General features: G+C 32.3%; 29 protein-coding genes and 1 pseudogene. 2 read left to right on the top strand and 28 right to left on the bottom strand.

Features of this window, described 5'->3' with window-relative positions; genetic code table 11:
• Positions 1–17: 17 nt before the first annotated feature.
• The 23 genes and pseudogenes from secY to HLB29_RS06725 form a co-directional block, all read right to left on the bottom strand.
• Positions 18–1,286 (bottom strand): preprotein translocase subunit SecY, encoded by a 1,269-nt coding sequence (gene secY, locus HLB29_RS06835; RefSeq protein ID WP_185624424.1) that lies wholly within the window; start codon positions 1,284–1,286, stop codon positions 18–20.
• Positions 1,287–1,315: 29 nt separating this feature from the next.
• Complete coding sequence (rplO, locus tag HLB29_RS06830) at positions 1,316–1,759, bottom strand: 50S ribosomal protein L15 (RefSeq protein WP_185624423.1); 444 nt, start codon at positions 1,757–1,759, stop codon at positions 1,316–1,318.
• Between the two features lie 32 nt (positions 1,760–1,791).
• On the bottom strand, positions 1,792–1,977 hold the full coding sequence (gene rpmD, locus HLB29_RS06825) for a 50S ribosomal protein L30 (RefSeq protein WP_185624422.1): 186 nt from the start codon (positions 1,975–1,977) through the stop codon (positions 1,792–1,794).
• An 18-nt stretch (positions 1,978–1,995) separates the two neighbouring features.
• Positions 1,996–2,505, bottom strand: coding sequence for a 30S ribosomal protein S5 (gene rpsE / locus HLB29_RS06820; protein ID WP_185624421.1), 510 nt, complete (start codon positions 2,503–2,505; stop codon positions 1,996–1,998).
• A 20-nt stretch (positions 2,506–2,525) separates the two neighbouring features.
• A complete protein-coding gene (gene rplR / locus HLB29_RS06815; protein ID WP_185624420.1) occupies positions 2,526–2,894 on the bottom strand; it encodes a 50S ribosomal protein L18 in 369 nt (122 codons plus the stop codon).
• A gap of 24 nt (positions 2,895–2,918) precedes the next feature.
• Positions 2,919–3,461, bottom strand: a complete 543-nt coding sequence (gene rplF / locus HLB29_RS06810; RefSeq protein ID WP_185624419.1) for a 50S ribosomal protein L6 — start codon at positions 3,459–3,461, stop codon at positions 2,919–2,921.
• A 29-nt stretch (positions 3,462–3,490) separates the two neighbouring features.
• Positions 3,491–3,889, bottom strand: a complete 399-nt coding sequence (rpsH, locus tag HLB29_RS06805) for a 30S ribosomal protein S8 (RefSeq protein WP_185624418.1) — start codon at positions 3,887–3,889, stop codon at positions 3,491–3,493.
• A gap of 30 nt (positions 3,890–3,919) precedes the next feature.
• Positions 3,920–4,105, bottom strand: coding sequence for a type Z 30S ribosomal protein S14 (locus HLB29_RS06800; RefSeq protein ID WP_185624417.1), 186 nt, complete (start codon positions 4,103–4,105; stop codon positions 3,920–3,922).
• Positions 4,106–4,122: 17 nt separating this feature from the next.
• Positions 4,123–4,665 carry a 50S ribosomal protein L5 gene (gene rplE / locus HLB29_RS06795; protein WP_185624416.1) on the bottom strand — a complete coding sequence of 181 codons (543 nt, stop codon included), beginning with the start codon at positions 4,663–4,665 and terminating at the stop codon, positions 4,123–4,125.
• A gap of 25 nt (positions 4,666–4,690) precedes the next feature.
• Positions 4,691–4,996 carry a 50S ribosomal protein L24 gene (gene rplX / locus HLB29_RS06790; protein ID WP_185624475.1) on the bottom strand — a complete coding sequence of 102 codons (306 nt, stop codon included), beginning with the start codon at positions 4,994–4,996 and terminating at the stop codon, positions 4,691–4,693.
• Between the two features lie 25 nt (positions 4,997–5,021).
• Positions 5,022–5,390, bottom strand: coding sequence for a 50S ribosomal protein L14 (rplN, locus tag HLB29_RS06785; RefSeq protein ID WP_091994106.1), 369 nt, complete (start codon positions 5,388–5,390; stop codon positions 5,022–5,024).
• Positions 5,391–5,412: 22 nt separating this feature from the next.
• Positions 5,413–5,667 carry a 30S ribosomal protein S17 gene (rpsQ, locus tag HLB29_RS06780; RefSeq protein ID WP_185624474.1) on the bottom strand — a complete coding sequence of 85 codons (255 nt, stop codon included), beginning with the start codon at positions 5,665–5,667 and terminating at the stop codon, positions 5,413–5,415.
• Between the two features lie 26 nt (positions 5,668–5,693).
• Positions 5,694–5,897 carry a 50S ribosomal protein L29 gene (gene rpmC / locus HLB29_RS06775; protein ID WP_185624415.1) on the bottom strand — a complete coding sequence of 68 codons (204 nt, stop codon included), beginning with the start codon at positions 5,895–5,897 and terminating at the stop codon, positions 5,694–5,696.
• Between the two features lies 1 nt (position 5,898).
• Positions 5,899–6,327, bottom strand: coding sequence for a 50S ribosomal protein L16 (gene rplP, locus HLB29_RS06770; RefSeq protein ID WP_185624414.1), 429 nt, complete (start codon positions 6,325–6,327; stop codon positions 5,899–5,901).
• Positions 6,328–6,352: 25 nt separating this feature from the next.
• Complete coding sequence (gene rpsC, locus HLB29_RS06765) at positions 6,353–7,144, bottom strand: 30S ribosomal protein S3 (RefSeq protein ID WP_185624413.1); 792 nt, start codon at positions 7,142–7,144, stop codon at positions 6,353–6,355.
• Between the two features lie 18 nt (positions 7,145–7,162).
• A complete protein-coding gene (rplV, locus tag HLB29_RS06760; RefSeq protein ID WP_185624412.1) occupies positions 7,163–7,501 on the bottom strand; it encodes a 50S ribosomal protein L22 in 339 nt (112 codons plus the stop codon).
• 26 nt (positions 7,502–7,527) lie between these two features.
• Positions 7,528–7,809: a 30S ribosomal protein S19 gene (gene rpsS, locus HLB29_RS06755; protein ID WP_091994118.1), complete on the bottom strand. Its 282-nt coding sequence runs from the start codon at positions 7,807–7,809 to the stop codon at positions 7,528–7,530.
• A 33-nt stretch (positions 7,810–7,842) separates the two neighbouring features.
• Positions 7,843–8,673 carry a 50S ribosomal protein L2 gene (gene rplB, locus HLB29_RS06750; protein ID WP_185624411.1) on the bottom strand — a complete coding sequence of 277 codons (831 nt, stop codon included), beginning with the start codon at positions 8,671–8,673 and terminating at the stop codon, positions 7,843–7,845.
• 24 nt (positions 8,674–8,697) lie between these two features.
• A complete protein-coding gene (gene rplW / locus HLB29_RS06745; RefSeq protein ID WP_185624410.1) occupies positions 8,698–8,988 on the bottom strand; it encodes a 50S ribosomal protein L23 in 291 nt (96 codons plus the stop codon).
• Positions 8,988–9,611, bottom strand: coding sequence for a 50S ribosomal protein L4 (rplD, locus tag HLB29_RS06740; RefSeq protein ID WP_185624409.1), 624 nt, complete (start codon positions 9,609–9,611; stop codon positions 8,988–8,990). Before rplD ends, rplW begins: the two co-directional genes overlap by 1 nt.
• Positions 9,612–9,635: 24 nt before the next feature.
• Positions 9,636–10,262 carry a 50S ribosomal protein L3 gene (rplC, locus tag HLB29_RS06735; protein ID WP_185624408.1) on the bottom strand — a complete coding sequence of 209 codons (627 nt, stop codon included), beginning with the start codon at positions 10,260–10,262 and terminating at the stop codon, positions 9,636–9,638.
• A gap of 75 nt (positions 10,263–10,337) precedes the next feature.
• On the bottom strand, positions 10,338–10,649 hold the full coding sequence (gene rpsJ / locus HLB29_RS06730) for a 30S ribosomal protein S10 (protein WP_091994127.1): 312 nt from the start codon (positions 10,647–10,649) through the stop codon (positions 10,338–10,340).
• 200 nt (positions 10,650–10,849) lie between these two features.
• Positions 10,850–11,266 (bottom strand): annotated as a pseudogene (locus HLB29_RS06725) (ABC transporter ATP-binding protein); the annotation flags it as partial.
• A 22-nt stretch (positions 11,267–11,288) separates the two neighbouring features.
• Here HLB29_RS06725 and HLB29_RS09840 point away from each other — a divergent pair.
• Positions 11,289–11,471 (top strand): LytTR family transcriptional regulator DNA-binding domain-containing protein, encoded by a 183-nt coding sequence (locus HLB29_RS09840; protein WP_185624406.1) that lies wholly within the window; start codon positions 11,289–11,291, stop codon positions 11,469–11,471.
• Positions 11,472–11,599: 128 nt separating this feature from the next.
• A complete protein-coding gene (locus HLB29_RS06715; protein ID WP_185624405.1) occupies positions 11,600–12,673 on the top strand; it encodes an ABC transporter permease in 1,074 nt (357 codons plus the stop codon).
• 216 nt (positions 12,674–12,889) lie between these two features.
• Here the strand turns inward: HLB29_RS06715 and HLB29_RS06710 are convergent, their stop codons facing one another.
• The 5 genes from HLB29_RS06710 to HLB29_RS06690 all read right to left on the bottom strand — a co-directional run bounded on the left by HLB29_RS06710 (position 12,890) and on the right by HLB29_RS06690 (position 17,863).
• Entirely contained in the window at positions 12,890–13,291 is a 402-nt protein-coding gene (locus tag HLB29_RS06710) for a hypothetical protein (RefSeq protein ID WP_185624404.1), read from the bottom strand.
• 111 nt (positions 13,292–13,402) lie between these two features.
• A complete protein-coding gene (locus tag HLB29_RS06705) occupies positions 13,403–14,812 on the bottom strand; it encodes a cell wall-binding repeat-containing protein (RefSeq protein WP_185624403.1) in 1,410 nt (469 codons plus the stop codon).
• Positions 14,813–14,972: 160 nt separating this feature from the next.
• Positions 14,973–15,773, bottom strand: coding sequence for a class I SAM-dependent methyltransferase (locus HLB29_RS06700; protein WP_185624402.1), 801 nt, complete (start codon positions 15,771–15,773; stop codon positions 14,973–14,975).
• A gap of 198 nt (positions 15,774–15,971) precedes the next feature.
• A complete protein-coding gene (locus HLB29_RS06695) occupies positions 15,972–16,370 on the bottom strand; it encodes a pyridoxamine 5'-phosphate oxidase family protein (protein ID WP_207719539.1) in 399 nt (132 codons plus the stop codon).
• Between the two features lie 104 nt (positions 16,371–16,474).
• Complete coding sequence (locus tag HLB29_RS06690; protein WP_185624401.1) at positions 16,475–17,863, bottom strand: radical SAM/SPASM domain-containing protein; 1,389 nt, start codon at positions 17,861–17,863, stop codon at positions 16,475–16,477.
• Positions 17,864–18,301 lie beyond the last annotated feature (438 nt).

Here is an 18,301-nt window from a genome sequence, read left to right as displayed (position 1 = left end):
ATTTATCATCTCCAAAATTATTTTAAGAAACCTTGATAATTCTTCATTACAAGATTCGATTCCAACTGTCTCTTAAGTTCTAATGCAACACCTACAACGATTAGCAGTGATGTACCACCAAAGTTAACTGGTACTTTCATATAGTGAGTAATAAGTGCCGGAATCAATGCCATTATTCCTAGGAATGCAGCTCCAACTATTGTTAACTTAGATAGTATACCATTTAAGTAGTTTTCAGTCGGAGTACCTGGTCTTATTCCCGGTATAAAACCACCACTGTTTTTCATATTTTTAGAAATATCTTCAGTGTTAAAAGATATTGTATTATAAAAATACGAAAAAGCAATAATAAGCACTATTTCCAATAATCTATATGTCCAGAAACCTTTATTTGTCGCTAAGTCAAAAAACGAATTAACTGCTTGCTGAATCTTTGGTCCGCCAAGTAGAGCTATCGTCTGTGGAAGAGCTAATATTGAACTAGCAAAGATAATTGGCATAACCCCTGACTGATTAACCTTCATTGGTATATGAGAACTTTCTCCACCATACATTTTTCTTCCTACTACTCTTTTTGCATACTGAACAGGTATTTTTCTAGTAGATTCGTTTATAAATGTTACCCCTATTATAGTTATAAGCATTACTATAACAACAGAAACTATTGCAGGCCATTTTAAAAGACCTATTGAAGCTCTTTGATGTATAGCTATTATATCTACAGGTAATCTTGAAATTATACCTATGAATATAATTACTGAACTACCATTTCCAAGCCCCTTTTCAGTAATTCTATCTCCTAGCCACATTACAATCATACTTCCCGCAACCAAAGTTATGATTACAGTTAAAATAAAGAATGAGCTATTTACCCTCAATGCACTTCTTACTATTCCAAGAGTTATACCAACAGCCTGAATAATAGCAAGTGCTAATGCAGTAAATCTAGTATATTGACTTATCTTCTTTTTACCTTCTTCACCTGACTTTTGCAGTTCTTTTAAACTTTCAAAACCAGCTGTTAGAAGCTGAATTATAATCGATGCTGTAATATAAGGTCCTATACCCAATGCAAATACGGTGAAATTACTAAATGCACCCCCAGAAAACATATTATATAATCCAAGTAATGAATTTTTTTCAACCATATTTTTGATTATTGATGTATCAATTCCAGGAACTGGAATTGTTGTACCTAATCTAAATATTACAACTATCATAAAAGTATATATTAACTTTTTTCTTATTTCTTTTACTTTAAATGCTTGTTTTATTTTTTCTATCAAAATTAATCACCTCTTTCAATCAATAGTGATTAAACCTCTTCTACATTTCCGCCAGCGTTTGTTATCTTTTCTCTAGCAGATGCAGTAAATTTAGCAGCTTTAACCGTTAAAGCCTTCTCTAAGTTACCATTCCCTAAAATCTTAAGTCCGTCCTTTTCAATTTTAGATATAGTCTTAGTGTCCTTTAAAAGCTGAGCATCTATTACTGTTCCAGCTTCAAATTTATTAAGAGTTTCAACATTAACTTCTGAATAAACTTTCTTGAATATATTGTTAAATCCTCTCTTAGGTAGTCTTCTTGCAAGTGGCATCTGTCCACCTTCAAAACCTATTCTTACTCCACCACCAGATCTTGACCACTGACCTTTCTGTCCACGACCAGATGTCTTACCCTGACCAGTAGCAGTACCTCTACCTAATCTTCTTTTTCCTTTTACAGCACCTTTGGCAGGTTTTAACTCATGTAACTTCATTTTGTTGCACCTCCTTCTCTATTATGATTTTATTATTCTGCTATCTCAGTTACTTCAACAAGATGACTTACCTTGTTAATCATTCCTCTAATCTGAGCGTTATCTTCTTTAATTACAACAGCTTCTCTCTTCTTAAGACCTAAAGCTTCTATGTTTTTTCTCTGATTAGGATTAGTTCCTATAACGCTTCTAACTAGCTTTATCTGTATTTTAGACATTTTGAAACCTCCTATTTATTATCCAAGTAGTTCCTCTACTTTTTTACCTCTTAATCTAGCAATTGATTCTGCAGTTTTAAGATCTCTTAGTCCTTCCATAGTTGCATTAACCATGTTTCTTGGATTATTTGAACCAGTAGATTTAGCTCTAACGTCCATTACCCCGGCTAATTCAAGTACGGCTCTGACAGGACCACCAGCAAGAACTCCAGTACCTTCCTTAGCAGGCATTATAAGAATCTTACCAGCTCCAAAGTGTCCTACAACCTGATGAGGTATAGTAGTTCCAACTCTTGGCACAACTATTAAATTCTTCTTAGCATCTTCCACTGCTTTTCTTATAGCATCCGGAACTTCCATTGCTTTTCCTGATCCTATACCAACGTGTCCATTACCGTCACCAACTACTACTAAAGCTGCAAATCTAAAGTTTCTACCACCCTTTACAACCTTAGTTACACGTCTAACTTCTATAACTCTTTCTTCTAAATCGAATTGAGTCGCATCTATAGGTTTACTATGTAGCATATTATTCCTCCTTCAATAAATTAGAATTTAAGTCCAGCTTCTCTCGCGCCTTCAGCCAGCTCTAAAACTCTACCATGATAAATATATCCGCCTCTATCAAATACAACTTCTGTTATACCCTTTTCAGCGGCTCTTTTAGCTACTAATTCTCCAACTTTTCTAGCAGCCTCTTTGTTTCCTGTATATGATACAGCACCTTTTACAGCCTCATCCAATGAAGAAGCAGCAGCAAGTGTTACTCTGTTTGTATCGTCTATTAACTGAGCGTATATATTCTTAGAACTTCTAAATACACAAAGTCTTGGTCTTTCAGCAGTTCCTACAACTTTTTTTCTTACTCTCTTATGTCTAGCAACTCTGTTTGCGTTCTTATCTATTTTCTTGAACAAAGTTCTCACTCCTTTCGTTAATTATTATTTCTTACCAGTCTTACCTTCCTTACGAACAATACGTTCATCAGAATACTTAATTCCCTTACCTTTGTATGGTTCAGGTTTTCTCCAAGCTCTAATCTTAGATGCATAGTTACCTACCACCTGCTTGTCTATTCCCTTTACTATAATTTCTGACTGATTTGGAACTTCAGTAGTGATACCTTCCGGATCTTCCATTTCAACCGGATGAGAAAAACCTAAGTTCATTACTAATGATTTACCTTGTTTAGCACATCTATAACCAACGCCCTTCACTTCTAGTTTCTTTTCAAAACCTTCAGATACACCTACAACCATGTTATTTATAAGTGTTCTAGTCAAACCATGAAGACTCTTATGTTTCTTATTTTCAGTAGGTCTCTTAACTACTACAGTGTTTTCTTCCTTTTCTATTATCATTTCCGGGTTAAAACTATTTGATAATGTTCCTTTTGGTCCTTTTACAGTTACTACATTACCCTCAGCAATTGTAACTTCAACACCTGCTGGAATTTCTATTGGCTTTACACCTATTCTTGACATTCATTACACCTCCTTACATCAAAGAAATCTTACCAAACGTAGCAGATTACTTCTCCACCAACGTTATTTTGTCTTGCCTGCTTATCTGTTAATATACCATTTGATGTAGATATCATTGCAATACCTAATCCATTTAATACTTTTGGTACATCAACTGCAGCTGCATATACTCTCATTCCCGGCTTAGATATTCTCTTTAATCCAGAGATTACTCTTTCACCTGTTTGTCCATATTTAAGCTGTATTCTTATTATTCCTTGCTTTCCATCTTCTATTACATCGTAACCTCTTATAAATCCTTCTTCAAGAAGTATTCTAGCGATTTCTTTCTTTATATTAGAAGCCGGAACATCAACAGTTTCATGCTTTACTGAGTTAGCATTTCTTATTCTCGTAAGCATATCTGCGATTGGATCTGTCATTGTCATATTTAAATCCTCCTTCCGATTGTATCTATCTTACCAACTTGATTTTCTGACACCAGGTATTACACCCTTATATGCCAATTCTCTAAAACATATACGGCAAACACCGAAATCTTTTAGAACTGAATGCGGTCTACCACATATTGAACATCTTGTATATTCTCTAGTTTTATATTTCTGTTTTCTCTGTTGTTTAACAACCATTGCTTTTCTCGCCACGTGAATCCCTCCTTTACCTACTTAGAAAATGGCATTCCTAATAATTTAATTAGTTCACGAGCTTCTTCGTCAGTCTTAGCACTTGTCACGAAGATAATATCCATACCTCTTACCTTGTCAACCTTATCGTATTCGATTTCCGGGAAGATAAGTTGTTCCTTAACTCCTAGAGTATAGTTACCTCTTCCATCAAATGAATTAGGGTTAACACCTCTAAAGTCTCTAACTCTTGGTAGAGATACTGAAACTAATTTATCCATAAAATAGTACATCTTGTCACCTCTTAAAGTAACTTTAGTACCTATTGGCATTCCTTCTCTTAACTTGAAATTGGCAACTGATTTTTTAGCTCTAGTTATTATCGGTTTCTGTCCTGAAATTATTTCTAATTCTTCAACAGCTTTTTCTAAAGCCTTAGCGTTGTCCTTTGAATCACCAGCACCCATGTTGATTACTATCTTTTCAAGCTTTGGTAATTCCATAATATTTTTATATCCAAACTTCTCCATTAATGCTGGAGCTACTTCCTTGTTATACTTTTCTTGTAATCTTGAAGCCATTCTATTCCCTCCTTTCGATTATTTTCTATAATTCTTTACCGCTCTTAGCTGATACTCTTACTTTCTTTCCATCTTTAACTTCATATCTAACTCTAACACCTTTTCCAGTTTCCGGATCAAATGGCATTACATTTGATATATGAATAGGAGCTTCTTTTGTTGTTATACCACCTTGTGGGTTAGTAGCAGATGGTTTATTGTGTTTAGTTACTATGTTGATACCTTCAACTAAAACTCTTTCTTTTTTACTATCTACATTAAGAACTAAACCTTTTTTACCTTTATCTTTACCAGATATAACTACTACAGTATCGCCTTTCTTTACACGCATCATTGATCTATTGCACCTCCTCTAATTATAGTACTTCTGGAGCAAGAGAAACTATCTTCATGTAATCATGGTCTCTTAACTCTCTCGCAACAGGTCCAAATATACGAGTACCTACCGGTGTCTTATCGTCCTTTATAATAACCGCAGCATTTTCATCAAATGAAATATAGCTACCATCGTTACGTCTCATTCCCTGCTTGCTTCTAACTACAACAGCTTTTACTACTTTACCTTTTTTTACAACTCCACCTGGTGTTGCGCTTTTAACTGTTGCAACTATTACGTCACCTACATTGGCGTACTTTCTTCTAGTTCCGCCAAGAACACGTATGCATAAAAGTTCTTTAGCACCTGAATTATCAGCTACTTTTAAACGTGTTTCCTGCTGTATCATCGCAATTCCTCCTTCTTGTAAACTATTTAACCTTTTCTACTATCTCAACTAGTCTGAATCTCTTATCCTTAGATAAAGGTCTAGTTTCCATTATTCTTACTCTATCTCCAATGTTACAAATGTTGTTTTCATCATGAGCTTTGTATTTCTTAGTTCTTTTAACACGCTTGTTGTATAATGGATGTTTTACGAAATCTTCGCAAGCAACAACTATAGTTTTATCCATCTTATCACTTACAACACGGCCAACTCTAACTTTTCTTCTGTTTCTTTCCATGTCTATAAAGCCTCCTTCTTCCAATATTAAGCTCTAGCTTCGTTTAACTTTCTCTCTGCAAGAACAGTTTTAACCTTTGCTATGTCTCTTTTTACAGTCTTAATTCTAGCTGTATTCTGTAACTGACCAGTAGCTAATTGGAATCTTAAGCTAAATAATTCACTTTTGAATTCGTCTAATTTTGAAACTAGTTCTTCTGATGTTAAATTTCTTAATTCTTTAGCTTTCATCCTATTCACCTACCTTTTCTAAATCTTCTTTCTTAACAAATTTACACTTAACAGGTAATTTGTGTGCAGCAAGTCTCATAGCTTCTCTAGCCTTGCTTTCTGATACACCAGCTAGTTCAAACATTACTCTACCTGGCTTAACTATTGCTACCCAATATTCCGGAGAACCCTTACCGGCACCCATACGAGTTTCCGCAGGCTTTCTTGTTATTGGTTTATGTGGGAAGATTTTAATCCAAACCTGTCCACCTCTTTTTATATATCTTGTCATCGCGATTCTGGCCGCTTCTATCTGGTTAGAAGTTATCCAAGATGGTTCTAATGCTACTAAGCCGAATTCTCCGTAAGTAACTTTATTACCTTTGTTTGCCTTACCAGCTAAGCTTCCTCTATGAACTCTACGACGCTTTACTCTCTTTGGCATTAACATGAGTTTCTTCCTCCTTCCGAACTAATTAGTCCTGTTTTGCTTCTTTTTTTGAAGCTCTAGGACCTCTATTATTGTTTCTTCTATCGTTATTTCTTGATCTTCTATCGTTTCCTCTGCCGTTTCTCTTGTCTCTTCCGCTCTTTCTTTCTGCTTTCTTTTCTTCTCTTTCAGTAGAAATATTTCTTCCCGGAAGTATTTCACCATTACAGATCCAAACTTTAATACCTATTTTACCATAAGTCGTATTTGCTTCTGCAAAACCGTATTCTATATCGGATCTCAATGTATGTAGTGGCACATTACCTTCACTATAACCTTCAGTTCTAGCCATTTCTGCTCCACCTAATCTACCAGAAGCACTAACCTTGATACCTTTAGCCCCAGACTTCATAGTTCTACCTACTGCCTGTTTCATAGCTCTTCTAAATGCAATTCTTCTTTCTATTGCCTGTGCTATGTTTTCTGCTACTAACTGAGCATCTCTATCTATGTTTCTTACTTCAATTATATTAAGGATAACTGTTTTTTTAGTCATCTTTTCTAACTTAGCTTTAAGAGCTTCTATTCCAGCTCCTCCCTTACCTATTACAACACCTGGTTTTGCAACATGTAAGTCCATTTTTATCTTATTAGCCGATCTTTCTATTTCTATCTTAGCTAATCCAGCTGAGTATAATTCTTTCTTTAGATATGTTCTTAAAACGTGATCTTCTTTTAGGAACTCACCGAACTCTTTTCTATCATTAGCGAACCATCTTGAGTCCCAATCTTTAATTACACCAACTCTTAAGCCGTGTGGATTTACCTTCTGACCCATTTGTGTCCCTCCTTCTTATTAGTTTTCTCTCTCTTTAAGAACTACCTCGATATGAGATGTTCTCTTTCTAATTGCTGTTGCTCTACCCTGTGCTCTAGGCATGAATCTCTTCATTGTAGGTCCCTGGTTAGCAACTATCTTTGCTATATATAATTTATCTGCGTCCATTTCATGGTTATTTTCAGCATTTGCAGCAGCTGACTTAATTACCTTAGCAACTATTTCAGATGCATATCTAGGCGTAAATTTAAGTATAGCTAATGCTTCTTTTACGTCTTTTCCTCTAACTAAATCGCATATCTGACCAGCTTTTCTAGATGATACACGAACAGTTTTTGCTATAGCTCTTGCTTCCATTTAAAAAGTCCTCCTTTCAGTTGTCATTATTTTCTCTTTGAAGATTTTTCATCGTCCTTATGACCTTTAAAAGTTCTTGTAGGTACGAATTCTCCTAATTTATGTCCAACCATATCTTCTGTGATATATACTGGTATATGTCTTCTTCCATCATGAACTGCTATAGTGTGCTCAACGAACTGAGGGAATATTGTAGAAGTTCTAGACCAAGTCTTTATTACTTCCTTATTTCCACTAGCGTTCATAGCTTCAACCTTTTTGAATAATCCTGCATGGACAAAAGGTCCTTTTTTAGTTGATCTTGACATTAATGTTCCTCCTTCCCGAGTGAATTAAAACAATTACTTAGTTCTTCTAGATACTATTAGCTTATTTGAAGCTTTCTTTTTCTTTCTAGTCTTGTATCCTAGAGCTGGTTTACCCCATGGAGTTACTGGTGATGGTCTACCAATTGGAGATCTACCTTCACCACCACCGTGTGGATGGTCATTAGGGTTCATTACAGATCCTCTTACTGTAGGTCTGATTCCCATGTGTCTCTTTCTACCGGCTTTACCGATTACTACATTTCCGTATTCGATATTACCAACCTGTCCGACTGTTGCTCTACAGTTGTTATTTACATATCTCATTTCACCTGATGGTAATCTAAGAAGTGCTTTTGTTCCTTCCTTAGCCATTAACTGAGCTGAAACTCCGGCAGATCTAACTAACTGTCCACCCTTTCCGGCTTTAAGTTCAATATTGTGTACTAATGTACCAACTGGCATATTCTTTAATTCCAAACAGTTACCCGGCTTAATATCTGCCCCTAATCCTGAAATAACTGTGTCTCCAACTGATAGTCCTAATGGAGCAAGTATATATCTCTTTTCACCGTCTACATAGTGAAGAAGTGCTATATTTGCAGATCTGTTTGGATCGTATTCTATTGTAGCAACCTTGGCAGGTATACCATCTTTATTTCTCTTGAAATCTATTAATCTATATTTTCTCTTGTTTCCGCCACCTTTATGACGAACAGTTATTTTACCATGAACATTTCTACCAGCATTCTTTTTTAGATTCACTAAAAGAGACTTTTCTGGCTGGTTGCAAGTTATTTCATCTGACTTTAAAACTGTCATCTGTCTTAAGGCAGGAGAAGTTGGTTTAAACTTTTTAATAGCCATTATTTATATCCTCCTTAATTCGAATTACATTCCTGTGAAGAATTCTATATCCTTACTTCCTTCAGTAAGCTTAACTACCGCTTTCTTAAAACTAGAAGTCTTTCCTACGTTTCTTCCCATTCTCTTTGTCTTTCCATCGTAGTTCATTACATTTACCTTTTCAACTTCGACTTCAAAGATCTTTTCAACTGCTTTCTTTATTTCAGTCTTGTTTGCATCCTTAGCAACAATAAAAGTATATTTCTTATTTCCCATTTCAGCCATTGACTGTTCAGTAACGACCGGTTTTATAATTATATCATGTGGATTTGTCATTACGCGTACACCTCCTCCACTTTCTTAACTGCGTCTGTAGTTATGATGAATGAATCACAGTTTAAAATGTCATAAACATTTAGCGTGCTTACATGACAAACATTAGCTCCTTCTATGTTTCTTACTGATTTTACAACATTAACATCATTATCAGCAGTAACAACTAATGTCTTCTTAGCTGCGTTCACATTCTTAAATATATTTACCATTTCCTTTGTCTTTGGAGCGTCTAAAGAAAGAGCATCTAAAACTATTATTTCATTGCCCTGTACCTTTGAAGATAGCGCAGACTTCATTGCAAGTCTTCTAACTTTCTTTGGTAATGAGTAGCTATAATCTCTTGGCTTTGGTGCAAATGCAACTCCACCGCCTACCCACTGTACTGATCTTATAGAACCTTGTCTAGCTCTACCAGTACCTTTTTGTCTCCATGGCTTTCTTCCGCCACCTCTAACTTCCGCTCTAGTCTTAGCAGACTGAGTACCTTGTCTTCTATTAGCTAACTGACACTTTACAGCTTCATAAAGTACATGTTCGTTAACTTCTATATTAAAAATTGAATCATTTAATTCTATTTCACCAACATTCTGGCCTGTTACGTTTAATACATTAATCTTTGGCATTGTTAATCCTCCTTTCCTCTATGATTAGTTAGCGCAAAGTGCTTCTTTAACAGTAACAACTGAACCCTTAGCACCCGGTATAGCACCCTTTATTAATAAAAGATTCTTTTCAGCGTCTACTTTTACCACTTCAAGATTCTTAACAGTTACTTTCACACTTCCCATGTGTCCAGCAAGTTTCTTGTTCTTGAAAACTCTACCCGGATAAGAACAAGCACCCATTGAACCTGGTCTTCTGTGATATCTGGAACCATGAGATTCCGGACCTCTACTCTGTCCATGTCTCTTTATTGGACCCTGGAATCCCTTACCTTTTGAGATACCAGTTACATCTATCTTTTCTCCTTCGGCAAATAAATCAGCTTTTATTTCCTGACCTACTTCAAAACCTTCTAATGAATCCATTCTGAATTCCTTAAGATGTTTCTTTAGTGCACCTGCTTTTGCAAGATGTCCTTTTTCTGGCTTATTAAGAGCTTTTTCTTTAGCATCTTGGTAACCTATCTGTATTGCCTGGTAACCATCATTTTCCATTGTCTTAATCTGAGTGATTACAACAGGACCTGCTTCTACAACTGTTACTGGTACTACTGAACCTTCTGCAGTAAATACCTGAGTCATACCTATTTTCTTTCCTAATATTCCTTTCATTTTTACCTCCTATTTTCTTACAGCGGATTATCGGTTTTCCAATAATCATTCTAAGATATCACTATCTTAGGCGGTCTATAACTTGATTTCTATATCAACACCAGCCGGTAAGTCAAGCTTCATTAATGAGTCAACTGTCTTTGGTGTTGGATTAGCTATATCAATTAGTCTTTTGTGAGTTCTTATTTCGAACTGCTCTCTAGAGTCTTTGTACTTATGTACAGCTCTTAAGATTGTCACAACCTTCTTCTCTGTTGGAAGAGGTATTGGACCTGCTACCTGTGAACCAGCTTTTTTAGCTGTTTCAACCAATTTGCTAGCTGAATAATCTAACAACTTATGATCATATGATTTTAATCTTATTCTTATCTTTTCATTCTTAGCCATTTTAGTCCCTCCTTCTGATTTTATTTACCTGGCCAGATAAATCAAATACCGATACACTGTTCCGGGTGTGTCGTAATTTCCTAATCGATTTTTGAATTTATCCACCCAAAACTTGCTCATTTACATGAGCGTACTAGATTATTTTAACAAAAAAAGCCTGCATATGCAAGCTTTTTTTGAAGTTTTTTCAATACTTTTATTTAGCGTTCTAATATAGTTCCATCTTTTATATTTATGACCCTATCCGCATATCTTGCCACATTGTTATCATGAGTAATTAATATAATAGTTTGCTTACTCTCCTTTGATATTTCCTTTATTAGATTCATTATTTCTATCCCCGTTGAGGAGTCTAAATTCCCGGTAGGTTCATCTGCCAGAAGTAACATCGGCTTTGTAAGCAAAGCTCTTCCAATAGCTACCCTTTGCTTTTGGCCACCGGAAATCTGATCCGGATATTTGTCTTGAACGTCTTTCAATCCTAATTTATTCAAAATATATTCCACAAAAGATGCATCCGGTATTTTGTGATCCAATCTCATTTGTAACTCAATATTTTCTCGTACTGTTAAAACTCTTATCAGATTATATTGTTGAAATATTATTCCCACATCTCTTCTCTTTCTTCTACATAATAGATTGCCGAATTATTTTTTTAAATCGTCTTCAAAATACATTGTAAATTTAAATAAAATATATAGAGTAAGTCCATCAGGCAAAAATTCTTTAGATATATTTTTATTAAACAGCAATAAAAAAGCCAGCCTTTCGAAGAATCTCGAGTCTGACTTCTTATATAGATATCACAAAACAAAATTTTAATATTTTTAGTTTTTATTGAAATATAAATATTTTAAGCGATTTTAGGCTTTTTTAGACAAATATCTGAACATTGAAAAAAATATCAAAATGTATATAATTATGGTTATAAAGTGTAATAAGGAGGTCTTATGAAAAAGACAATATTTCTAATTTTCGGGATAGTAACTCTATTAGCAGTTTTTGTTATATTTATATTTTCAGGAAATAAAAAAAGCGGGCTATTTACAAAAGATTACTATATTGGTATAGTAACGGTTCAAGGTGATAATAAACCAGAAATTAATTTTATGGATAAATCTTTGGAAAATATTGGAAAAATATATTTAGATGCAAAAGATTTTTTGAGAGTATTCAATTATAATAAGGTTGAACAAGATAAGGATTCATTTTATTTCGTTCAGGATTCAAGTATATTTTCTAATAACAATGATTTGTTAAAAGTTGATAAAAAAAATTTCAAACAAACTAAACTAAAAGTTAATAATTATCCTAGCTATTTTCATGTTGGTGAAAAAAATATTTATACTGTAGAAATACTACTGGGAGCTTCTAATATTGGTGTTTTTGATAAAGAAAAAAATACTCCGGCTAAGAATGAAAAAATAAGTAAGACTTTATCCCCATCAATTTTCGAATATAAATCAGATTTGTATTATTATATAAATGATAAGAATAAAGTTACTCTATATAATCATATGAAAAAGAAATCTGAACTATCTATAGAAGGAATCAATGAAGTTCTATACACATATTTAAATGATGACACTGCCTATATACTTGGTAAATACATTGAAGACAATGAAAAAGGTCAAATTAGTGAATACATTTTGACTAAATACAACTTTAAAACGAAAAAAAAATCAAATATTATAATACCAAATAAAGATTATAAATATGTGTTTGCAGATTTAATATTAGTAAATGATAAGATTATTTTACAGGAGGATGTCAATCTTGTTGCTTTTAGAAATAAAAAAGATTTGCTCTATATAGACATGAATAGAAAACAAGTCAAGAGTATTTCATTAGATGAATACCCTCAATCCATCAGTTTGGATAGAAAGAGTAATGTAATCTTTGTTTCTAAAAATAGTATTTCAATTTATAACAAGGACTTTAAATTAATAAAACATAAAAAAATCAATATTATCAAAGAAAAAGACTATGAAAGAAAGTTTAATTCACATGTATTAATAGGATGAAGCTATGAAAAAAGTAAATTATTAAATATTTATAATTTTATTAATTTATAAGAAAAGTATTTTTTAAAGTATAAAGGAAAGAGAACACAACTATTTGAAATTCTCTTTCCTTTTTAAATTATGTGTCATTGTTGTATTCATAAAGTGTTTTCATAGTTTATTAACTACCCAATCACAGAAAGTTAATTTACAGAAAAAAATTCTATACACTCAAAATTAACGTGTTAATATATTCATAATTATCAAAATAAATGCTCCTATTACCGTTCCTGTTAATACTTTAATTGCAAACGAAGGATTACTCTTCTTTTTAATTAAAAATATGAAGAAACCTATCGCCGGAAACGTAAGCCCTAATAGTATCCAACCAATAATAGTTTTATCAAACCTAATATCCATATGTTTATTACTTATTTCTCTATTGTCTATTTTTTTAGATGTATTGACCTTGGTTTTTCTCGTATTATTTCTAATATCTGCACCATTATTTATATCTTTGCTGTCAGAAAATGTTGCGTTCTTTTTTTTAGCCGTCTTTTCACTGCGAATAGGAGTTCCACATTCTTTGCAAACACTGGCAAACCTACTTATTTTTATACCACAATTCTTACAATACATTTCACCATACCTCTTTAGATTTAAAATTTTTTTTGATTTATATTTATGTAACAACTATAATACATATGTCAACAATCAAATTCTTTACATGAACGTATTATTTATAAATTTTTATTTCATTTCATATTTTTTTAAAGGATCTCCTCCTGATTTCTTATATACAGCTCCATCAATTGCCTGTATATTATTTCTAAGTATTCCAAATGCAGCTCTATAATTGTTTTTAAATGTGTTTATGGAATTTGGAGATTGGTCAGAAAAAGATGGCTCTACAGATAAAAATACCAACACTTTTTTCTCAACTCCATTTTTATAAACTCTTCCGATTTCAACATATGTAGACGGATAAGAAAAATCCGAATCTACTACTGCGATATCACATATATATCCTTCCGGTTCGTTTTTATTAGAAGATCTATCAAAATGATATTTTGAATATAAAGTAATTGCCGTTTCGTCTTCTGCAACACTGTTTATCGGTTTATACGCAATATTTCCGGCTAAAGTAGAAGGAATTACTATTCTAATAAAACCATCCGCATAATTGACAATTGTGGTATTAGATACTAAAGTTCCATCAATTGCTTGCTTTAAATATGCGTCTTCAACAGATTTAGAACCACCGACTACAAAAAGTTCATTAGCCTCCTGTGCAAGGGATATAGTTTCCTGATTTTTGACTCTTGGAACTAAAAGTATATCAGAATTTTTGGAGTTAGTAATATTGATAGCACTCATAGAATCAGCATAATTTCTTCCATCTACAAATACTATATTTTTATATGCCGTTTTTCTAGCTATTTTATTTGAAGTATCATATCTATCTCTCCCGGATATCCTGTATCCACCATCCTGTCTGACTGTGCTTTTTCCTCCAAAAGTATATTTTACAGTATATCCGGAAGCATTATATGCCTTTTCTCCATCAACGAGCATTATCCCAATTCCTTCTTCTCTTATAATTGAATATGCGCTTAAAGCATCCGCGTATACTCTCCCAGTAGCAACTCCGACTGTTTTATATCCGGATAATTCCAGTGTTTTTCTGTTTGTTTCATATATATTTTTACCTATTATCCTTTTTATTTTGGCTCTTGATCTAAATCTATCATCTATTTTATTCGATATTTGTCTATCTCCAGAATCTCCCCCTACAATAAATACATTCTTTATCGTCTTGTCGGAATCAAAAATCCCTAAACTAGAATCCTTATTTGCCAGCACTAATCTGCCATTATATCTATTAGCTATATTCATAGCACTTATGGCATCTTGATAACTATATGCCGGGGCTATTACCAAAGTATCGCTATTATATGTTTTTGCTGATTCTACTGATGTATTAACTCTATTATAGCCACTATATCTTGTATATTTACCGTTATTTTCGGATTTTACTATTCCACCAAAGAAAATAACCGAAGACATTATTGTTATTGATATGGTTTTTATTATTTTTTTACCGTAGTTAACTCTATTTTTATAATTTTTATTATAATTTATGACTTTATATCTATCCATTAAAATCCCCTCCTTATAAATTTAAATCCTATTTATAATTTTATAAGTTATATATTACTTCTCCTTACCATTATACCTTCATATAAAAAAATAGGCAAAGCATACTTTCTTATATACCTCACCTAAATATCGTTCTATTTGGACTCTTTTTAGTATTTTTCTAAGAATTTGCTTCTTTTCTATATATTCCTAATCTATTATTGAACAGATAAAAAAATGGAAGAAATATCTTTTTTGATAGCGGCAATATACGTTTCATTTCCTTTGTAAAATTAATTAAATCCACTTGATTTAATTCTGGACAAATATCTACAACTTCGGAACCGTCCTTTACTCCCCATTTAAACTCTGCATTCATATTTCGGACAGTATCATGCTTTTGAGATCTATTTACTATAAATTTTGAAATAAGATCTAAATGAAGTTCAAAACTTTCAAAATTATCTACCAATATATTCAGTATTTCTTTTATTTCTGTTTCATCAAAGTACATAAACACCCCTTCTGAAAAAATTATAAGATCCCTGTTGTCTTTTTCAATAAAGTCAGTCCAACTTCTATCAAATACGGATACAGGTATATTTACTACTCTTTTATTCTCTTTAAAGAAATTTTTTCTAAATTCTATTACCTCGGGTAAATCTAAATTATACCACTTTATTTTTCCATTATCTATCCTATTGAACCTGGTATCTAATCCACATCCTATTGATATTACAGAACAATTAGGATGATTATATATGTACTCACTAATTTCATCATCCATAATTTTAGCCCTTGCTAATGTTCCATAATAACTCCCCCATGCTTTATCGAATTTTGAAAAATCATACTCTATTTCTTTAGATATATCATATGAAAGTTTATCTTTTAAAACAGATTTGTCACTACTATAATCCTTTGCTCTTATATAAAGAGTTATTAATAAAGTCTCTGCTATGCCATCTAGTTTTACTTTCATCTTTAGCTCCCTCCATTGTATAATAAACTGCTTAATTTTAAACCCTTTTATTAAATAGTAACACAATATTAAAACCTCTTCAATGATATTGATTTTCTTTAGCATTATATTTTTCAAAAAATTTCTATAAAAAATGGTATCAAGTCATCTACTAACCTGATACCATAAATAACATCATATTTAGTTTTTTACATAATATTATAGTTCTATTCCTTCTAAATTCTCACCCATTAATGAAGTATAACTCATCTTTATATCTTCCAGACTATATACTTGGAATGCTTCAAGACCTACTTTATATCCCATTTTCGCTAACATAGGAAATACTTCCAAAGCTTTTGCCTGTGCATCTTCACTATTTAAAAATACAGCCTTACCTGTTAATCTCAAAGTATTCATTTTTTCATCGATAGCACTTATTTCCATCTTTGGGTTAATCTGCATTTGCTTATACATATTTGCTCTAGAATCTACATAGAAACAAAGCTTTCCATTATAATCCATAACAAAACCTAATGGTCTGACCCTTGGCTGATCACCGTCTACAGTTGCCGCATAAAATACTTTCGCCTGCTTCAAAAAATCTAATACTTTCATAATTTACCCCCTTAAATTAATAATATATAAATAATTGAGTAATGTTTTACTCTTTTATTTAATTATAATATATTATTAATTTTAAGTCACTTATTTTAAATAACTTAAAGATTAATTACATCATTTTCTATCCCACTCCATAATTTTTCTGCAGTAGGTTTCCATGAATTCGCATAAGGAACACATTTAGCAGTAAGTGCATCAATATCTTCAGGAGATATTAAATCTGTTGAATGAGCCTTTGATCTTTTTACCATCTCATTTAGCAATTCCGGATTTTCCAACATCGGACAAGGTCTTAAATGATTTTCATTAAAAGGCTGACCTTTTCTATACTCCATAAAAATTGGCTGTTTTAAACACTCTAATAATGTATTTTCCCTTATATTTGCATTAGAATAATGTATAAATACACAAGGCTCTGCATCACCGGCTGAATTTATATGGAAATAATTTCTACCTCCTGCAATACAACCTCCTACATATTCTCCATCATTTTGAAAATCTATTAGCATTATAGGTTTACCACCTTCAAATGCTCTTAATTCTCTAATTCTATGATATATATATTCTCTCTGTTTCGGAGTAGGTATAAGCTCTAAAACAGCATCATTTCCAACCGGCATATAATTGAAAAACCAACTGTACATTACGCCTTTGCTTATTAATAAATCAATAAATTCATCGGAAAGTACTGTTTCAATATTTTTACTTGTATAACAAATTGATGTTCCATATATTAATCCTTTTTCATTCAATATATCCATAGCATGAAGAACTTTTTTGTATATACCTTTGCCTCTCCTACTATCATTTTCTTCTTCAAATCCCTCTATACTGAGTGCGACTGAAAAGTTACCGACTCTTACCATTTCATCTGCAAATTCCTCATCAATTAATGTTCCATTCGTGAATGCTACGAAATAACAATCTCTATGTTTCTCACATAATCTTATTAAATCCTTTTTTCTCATCAATGGCTCACCACCGGTAAACATATAAAAATACATTCCCAATTTTTTACCTTGAATTATTACATCATCCATTTCTTCAAAAGATAAGCTTTGATTGTGTCCATATTCAGCTGCCCAACAACCCTTGCATTTCAAGTTGCAGGCACTTGTAGGATCCATTAATATTAACCATGGAATATTACAATTATGTTCTTTTCGTTTCTCATTAATTACTTTTTTACCGTAATAAGCAGCCGTAAAACCAAGATTCAATGCTGTCATTTTCATTACATTGACATCAAGTTTATCCATCATATTATAAACATAATTAATCCACTTGCCGTCTCTATCTTTTATCATCTCTCTAACTTTATCATATGTTTTTTGTTCAAAAAGATTTTTAGCAAATTTTTGATATATGTCCACAAGATTTAACATGGCATTTTCTCTTCCATCAATATCATTTGCCTTTAAATTTTTTATCACACTTTCTATCCCTTTACTTGCAACTTTTCGTTCAACATTATGTACAAGACCCATAATACTACCCCCTTACAAAACAAGTATAAGTTATAATCACCATGATTAACAAAAAATAATGAAATTACGACTATTTTATAAAAACCCTCTAATAAGATTCAAAAATTTATAATTAAATTTTAAACCTTTTTAAGATTATAGTCAAATTCCTTATTATTTATTTTTTATATATAATTAGCCGTTTATATTAAATTAATACTCTTTTTCACCTTTAAAATCATCTTTTATTTTATAAAATTCTTGAATTTCTAATTATTCTTTAATAAGTAATAATCTTTTCATTTTTTGAAAATAAATATCGTATAAATATATTTTTTATTTTACAAAAAAAGAGAACCTAAAAAATTAAGTTCTCTAAATCTTGATATTTATTCAATCAAATAATTATTCAATTATTGACGCAACAACTCCAGAAGCTACTGTTCTACCACCTTCTCT

Source organism: Peptostreptococcus canis (assembly GCF_014229965.1).
Classification (GTDB): domain Bacteria; phylum Bacillota; class Clostridia; order Peptostreptococcales; family Peptostreptococcaceae; genus Peptostreptococcus; species Peptostreptococcus canis.
The sequence above is the reverse complement of the archived record's forward strand: the minus strand, read 5'-3'. Positions and strand labels throughout refer to the sequence as shown.

What these genes read in the sequence shown, in the direction of transcription:
- rplO (WP_185624423.1), bottom strand. Translation starts at nt 1,759, where the DNA reads ATGAAGTTACATGAGTTAAAACCTGCCAAAGGTGCTGTAAAAGGAAAA.
- rpmD (WP_185624422.1), bottom strand. Translation starts at nt 1,977, where the DNA reads ATGTCTAAAATACAGATAAAGCTAGTTAGAAGCGTTATAGGAACTAAT.
- rpsE (WP_185624421.1), bottom strand. Translation starts at nt 2,505, where the DNA reads ATGCTACATAGTAAACCTATAGATGCGACTCAATTCGATTTAGAAGAA.
- rplF (WP_185624419.1), bottom strand. Translation starts at nt 3,461, where the DNA reads ATGTCAAGAATAGGTGTAAAGCCAATAGAAATTCCAGCAGGTGTTGAA.
- rpsH (WP_185624418.1), bottom strand. Translation starts at nt 3,889, where the DNA reads ATGACAATGACAGATCCAATCGCAGATATGCTTACGAGAATAAGAAAT.
- rplE (WP_185624416.1), bottom strand. Translation starts at nt 4,665, where the DNA reads ATGGCTTCAAGATTACAAGAAAAGTATAACAAGGAAGTAGCTCCAGCA.
- rplX (WP_185624475.1), bottom strand. Translation starts at nt 4,996, where the DNA reads ATGCGTGTAAAGAAAGGCGATACTGTAGTAGTTATATCTGGTAAAGAT.
- rplN (WP_091994106.1), bottom strand. Translation starts at nt 5,390, where the DNA reads ATGATACAGCAGGAAACACGTTTAAAAGTAGCTGATAATTCAGGTGCT.
- rpsQ (WP_185624474.1), bottom strand. Translation starts at nt 5,667, where the DNA reads ATGGAAAGAAACAGAAGAAAAGTTAGAGTTGGCCGTGTTGTAAGTGAT.
- rpmC (WP_185624415.1), bottom strand. Translation starts at nt 5,897, where the DNA reads ATGAAAGCTAAAGAATTAAGAAATTTAACATCAGAAGAACTAGTTTCA.
- rplP (WP_185624414.1), bottom strand. Translation starts at nt 6,327, where the DNA reads ATGTTAATGCCAAAGAGAGTAAAGCGTCGTAGAGTTCATAGAGGAAGC.
- rpsC (WP_185624413.1), bottom strand. Translation starts at nt 7,144, where the DNA reads ATGGGTCAGAAGGTAAATCCACACGGCTTAAGAGTTGGTGTAATTAAA.
- rplV (WP_185624412.1), bottom strand. Translation starts at nt 7,501, where the DNA reads ATGGAAGCAAGAGCTATAGCAAAAACTGTTCGTGTATCATCTAGAAAA.
- rpsS (WP_091994118.1), bottom strand. Translation starts at nt 7,809, where the DNA reads ATGTCAAGATCAACTAAAAAAGGACCTTTTGTCCATGCAGGATTATTC.
- rplB (WP_185624411.1), bottom strand. Translation starts at nt 8,673, where the DNA reads ATGGCTATTAAAAAGTTTAAACCAACTTCTCCTGCCTTAAGACAGATG.
- rplW (WP_185624410.1), bottom strand. Translation starts at nt 8,988, where the DNA reads ATGACAAATCCACATGATATAATTATAAAACCGGTCGTTACTGAACAG.
- rplD (WP_185624409.1), bottom strand. Translation starts at nt 9,611, where the DNA reads ATGCCAAAGATTAATGTATTAAACGTAACAGGCCAGAATGTTGGTGAA.
- rplC (WP_185624408.1), bottom strand. Translation starts at nt 10,262, where the DNA reads ATGAAAGGAATATTAGGAAAGAAAATAGGTATGACTCAGGTATTTACT.
- rpsJ (WP_091994127.1), bottom strand. Translation starts at nt 10,649, where the DNA reads ATGGCTAAGAATGAAAAGATAAGAATAAGATTAAAATCATATGATCAT.
- HLB29_RS06715 (WP_185624405.1), top strand. Translation starts at nt 11,600, where the DNA reads ATGAAAAAGACAATATTTCTAATTTTCGGGATAGTAACTCTATTAGCA.
- HLB29_RS06710 (WP_185624404.1), bottom strand. Translation starts at nt 13,291, where the DNA reads ATGTATTGTAAGAATTGTGGTATAAAAATAAGTAGGTTTGCCAGTGTT.
- HLB29_RS06705 (WP_185624403.1), bottom strand. Translation starts at nt 14,812, where the DNA reads ATGGATAGATATAAAGTCATAAATTATAATAAAAATTATAAAAATAGA.
- HLB29_RS06700 (WP_185624402.1), bottom strand. Translation starts at nt 15,773, where the DNA reads ATGAAAGTAAAACTAGATGGCATAGCAGAGACTTTATTAATAACTCTT.
- HLB29_RS06695 (WP_207719539.1), bottom strand. Translation starts at nt 16,370, where the DNA reads ATGAAAGTATTAGATTTTTTGAAGCAGGCGAAAGTATTTTATGCGGCA.
- HLB29_RS06690 (WP_185624401.1), bottom strand. Translation starts at nt 17,863, where the DNA reads ATGGGTCTTGTACATAATGTTGAACGAAAAGTTGCAAGTAAAGGGATA.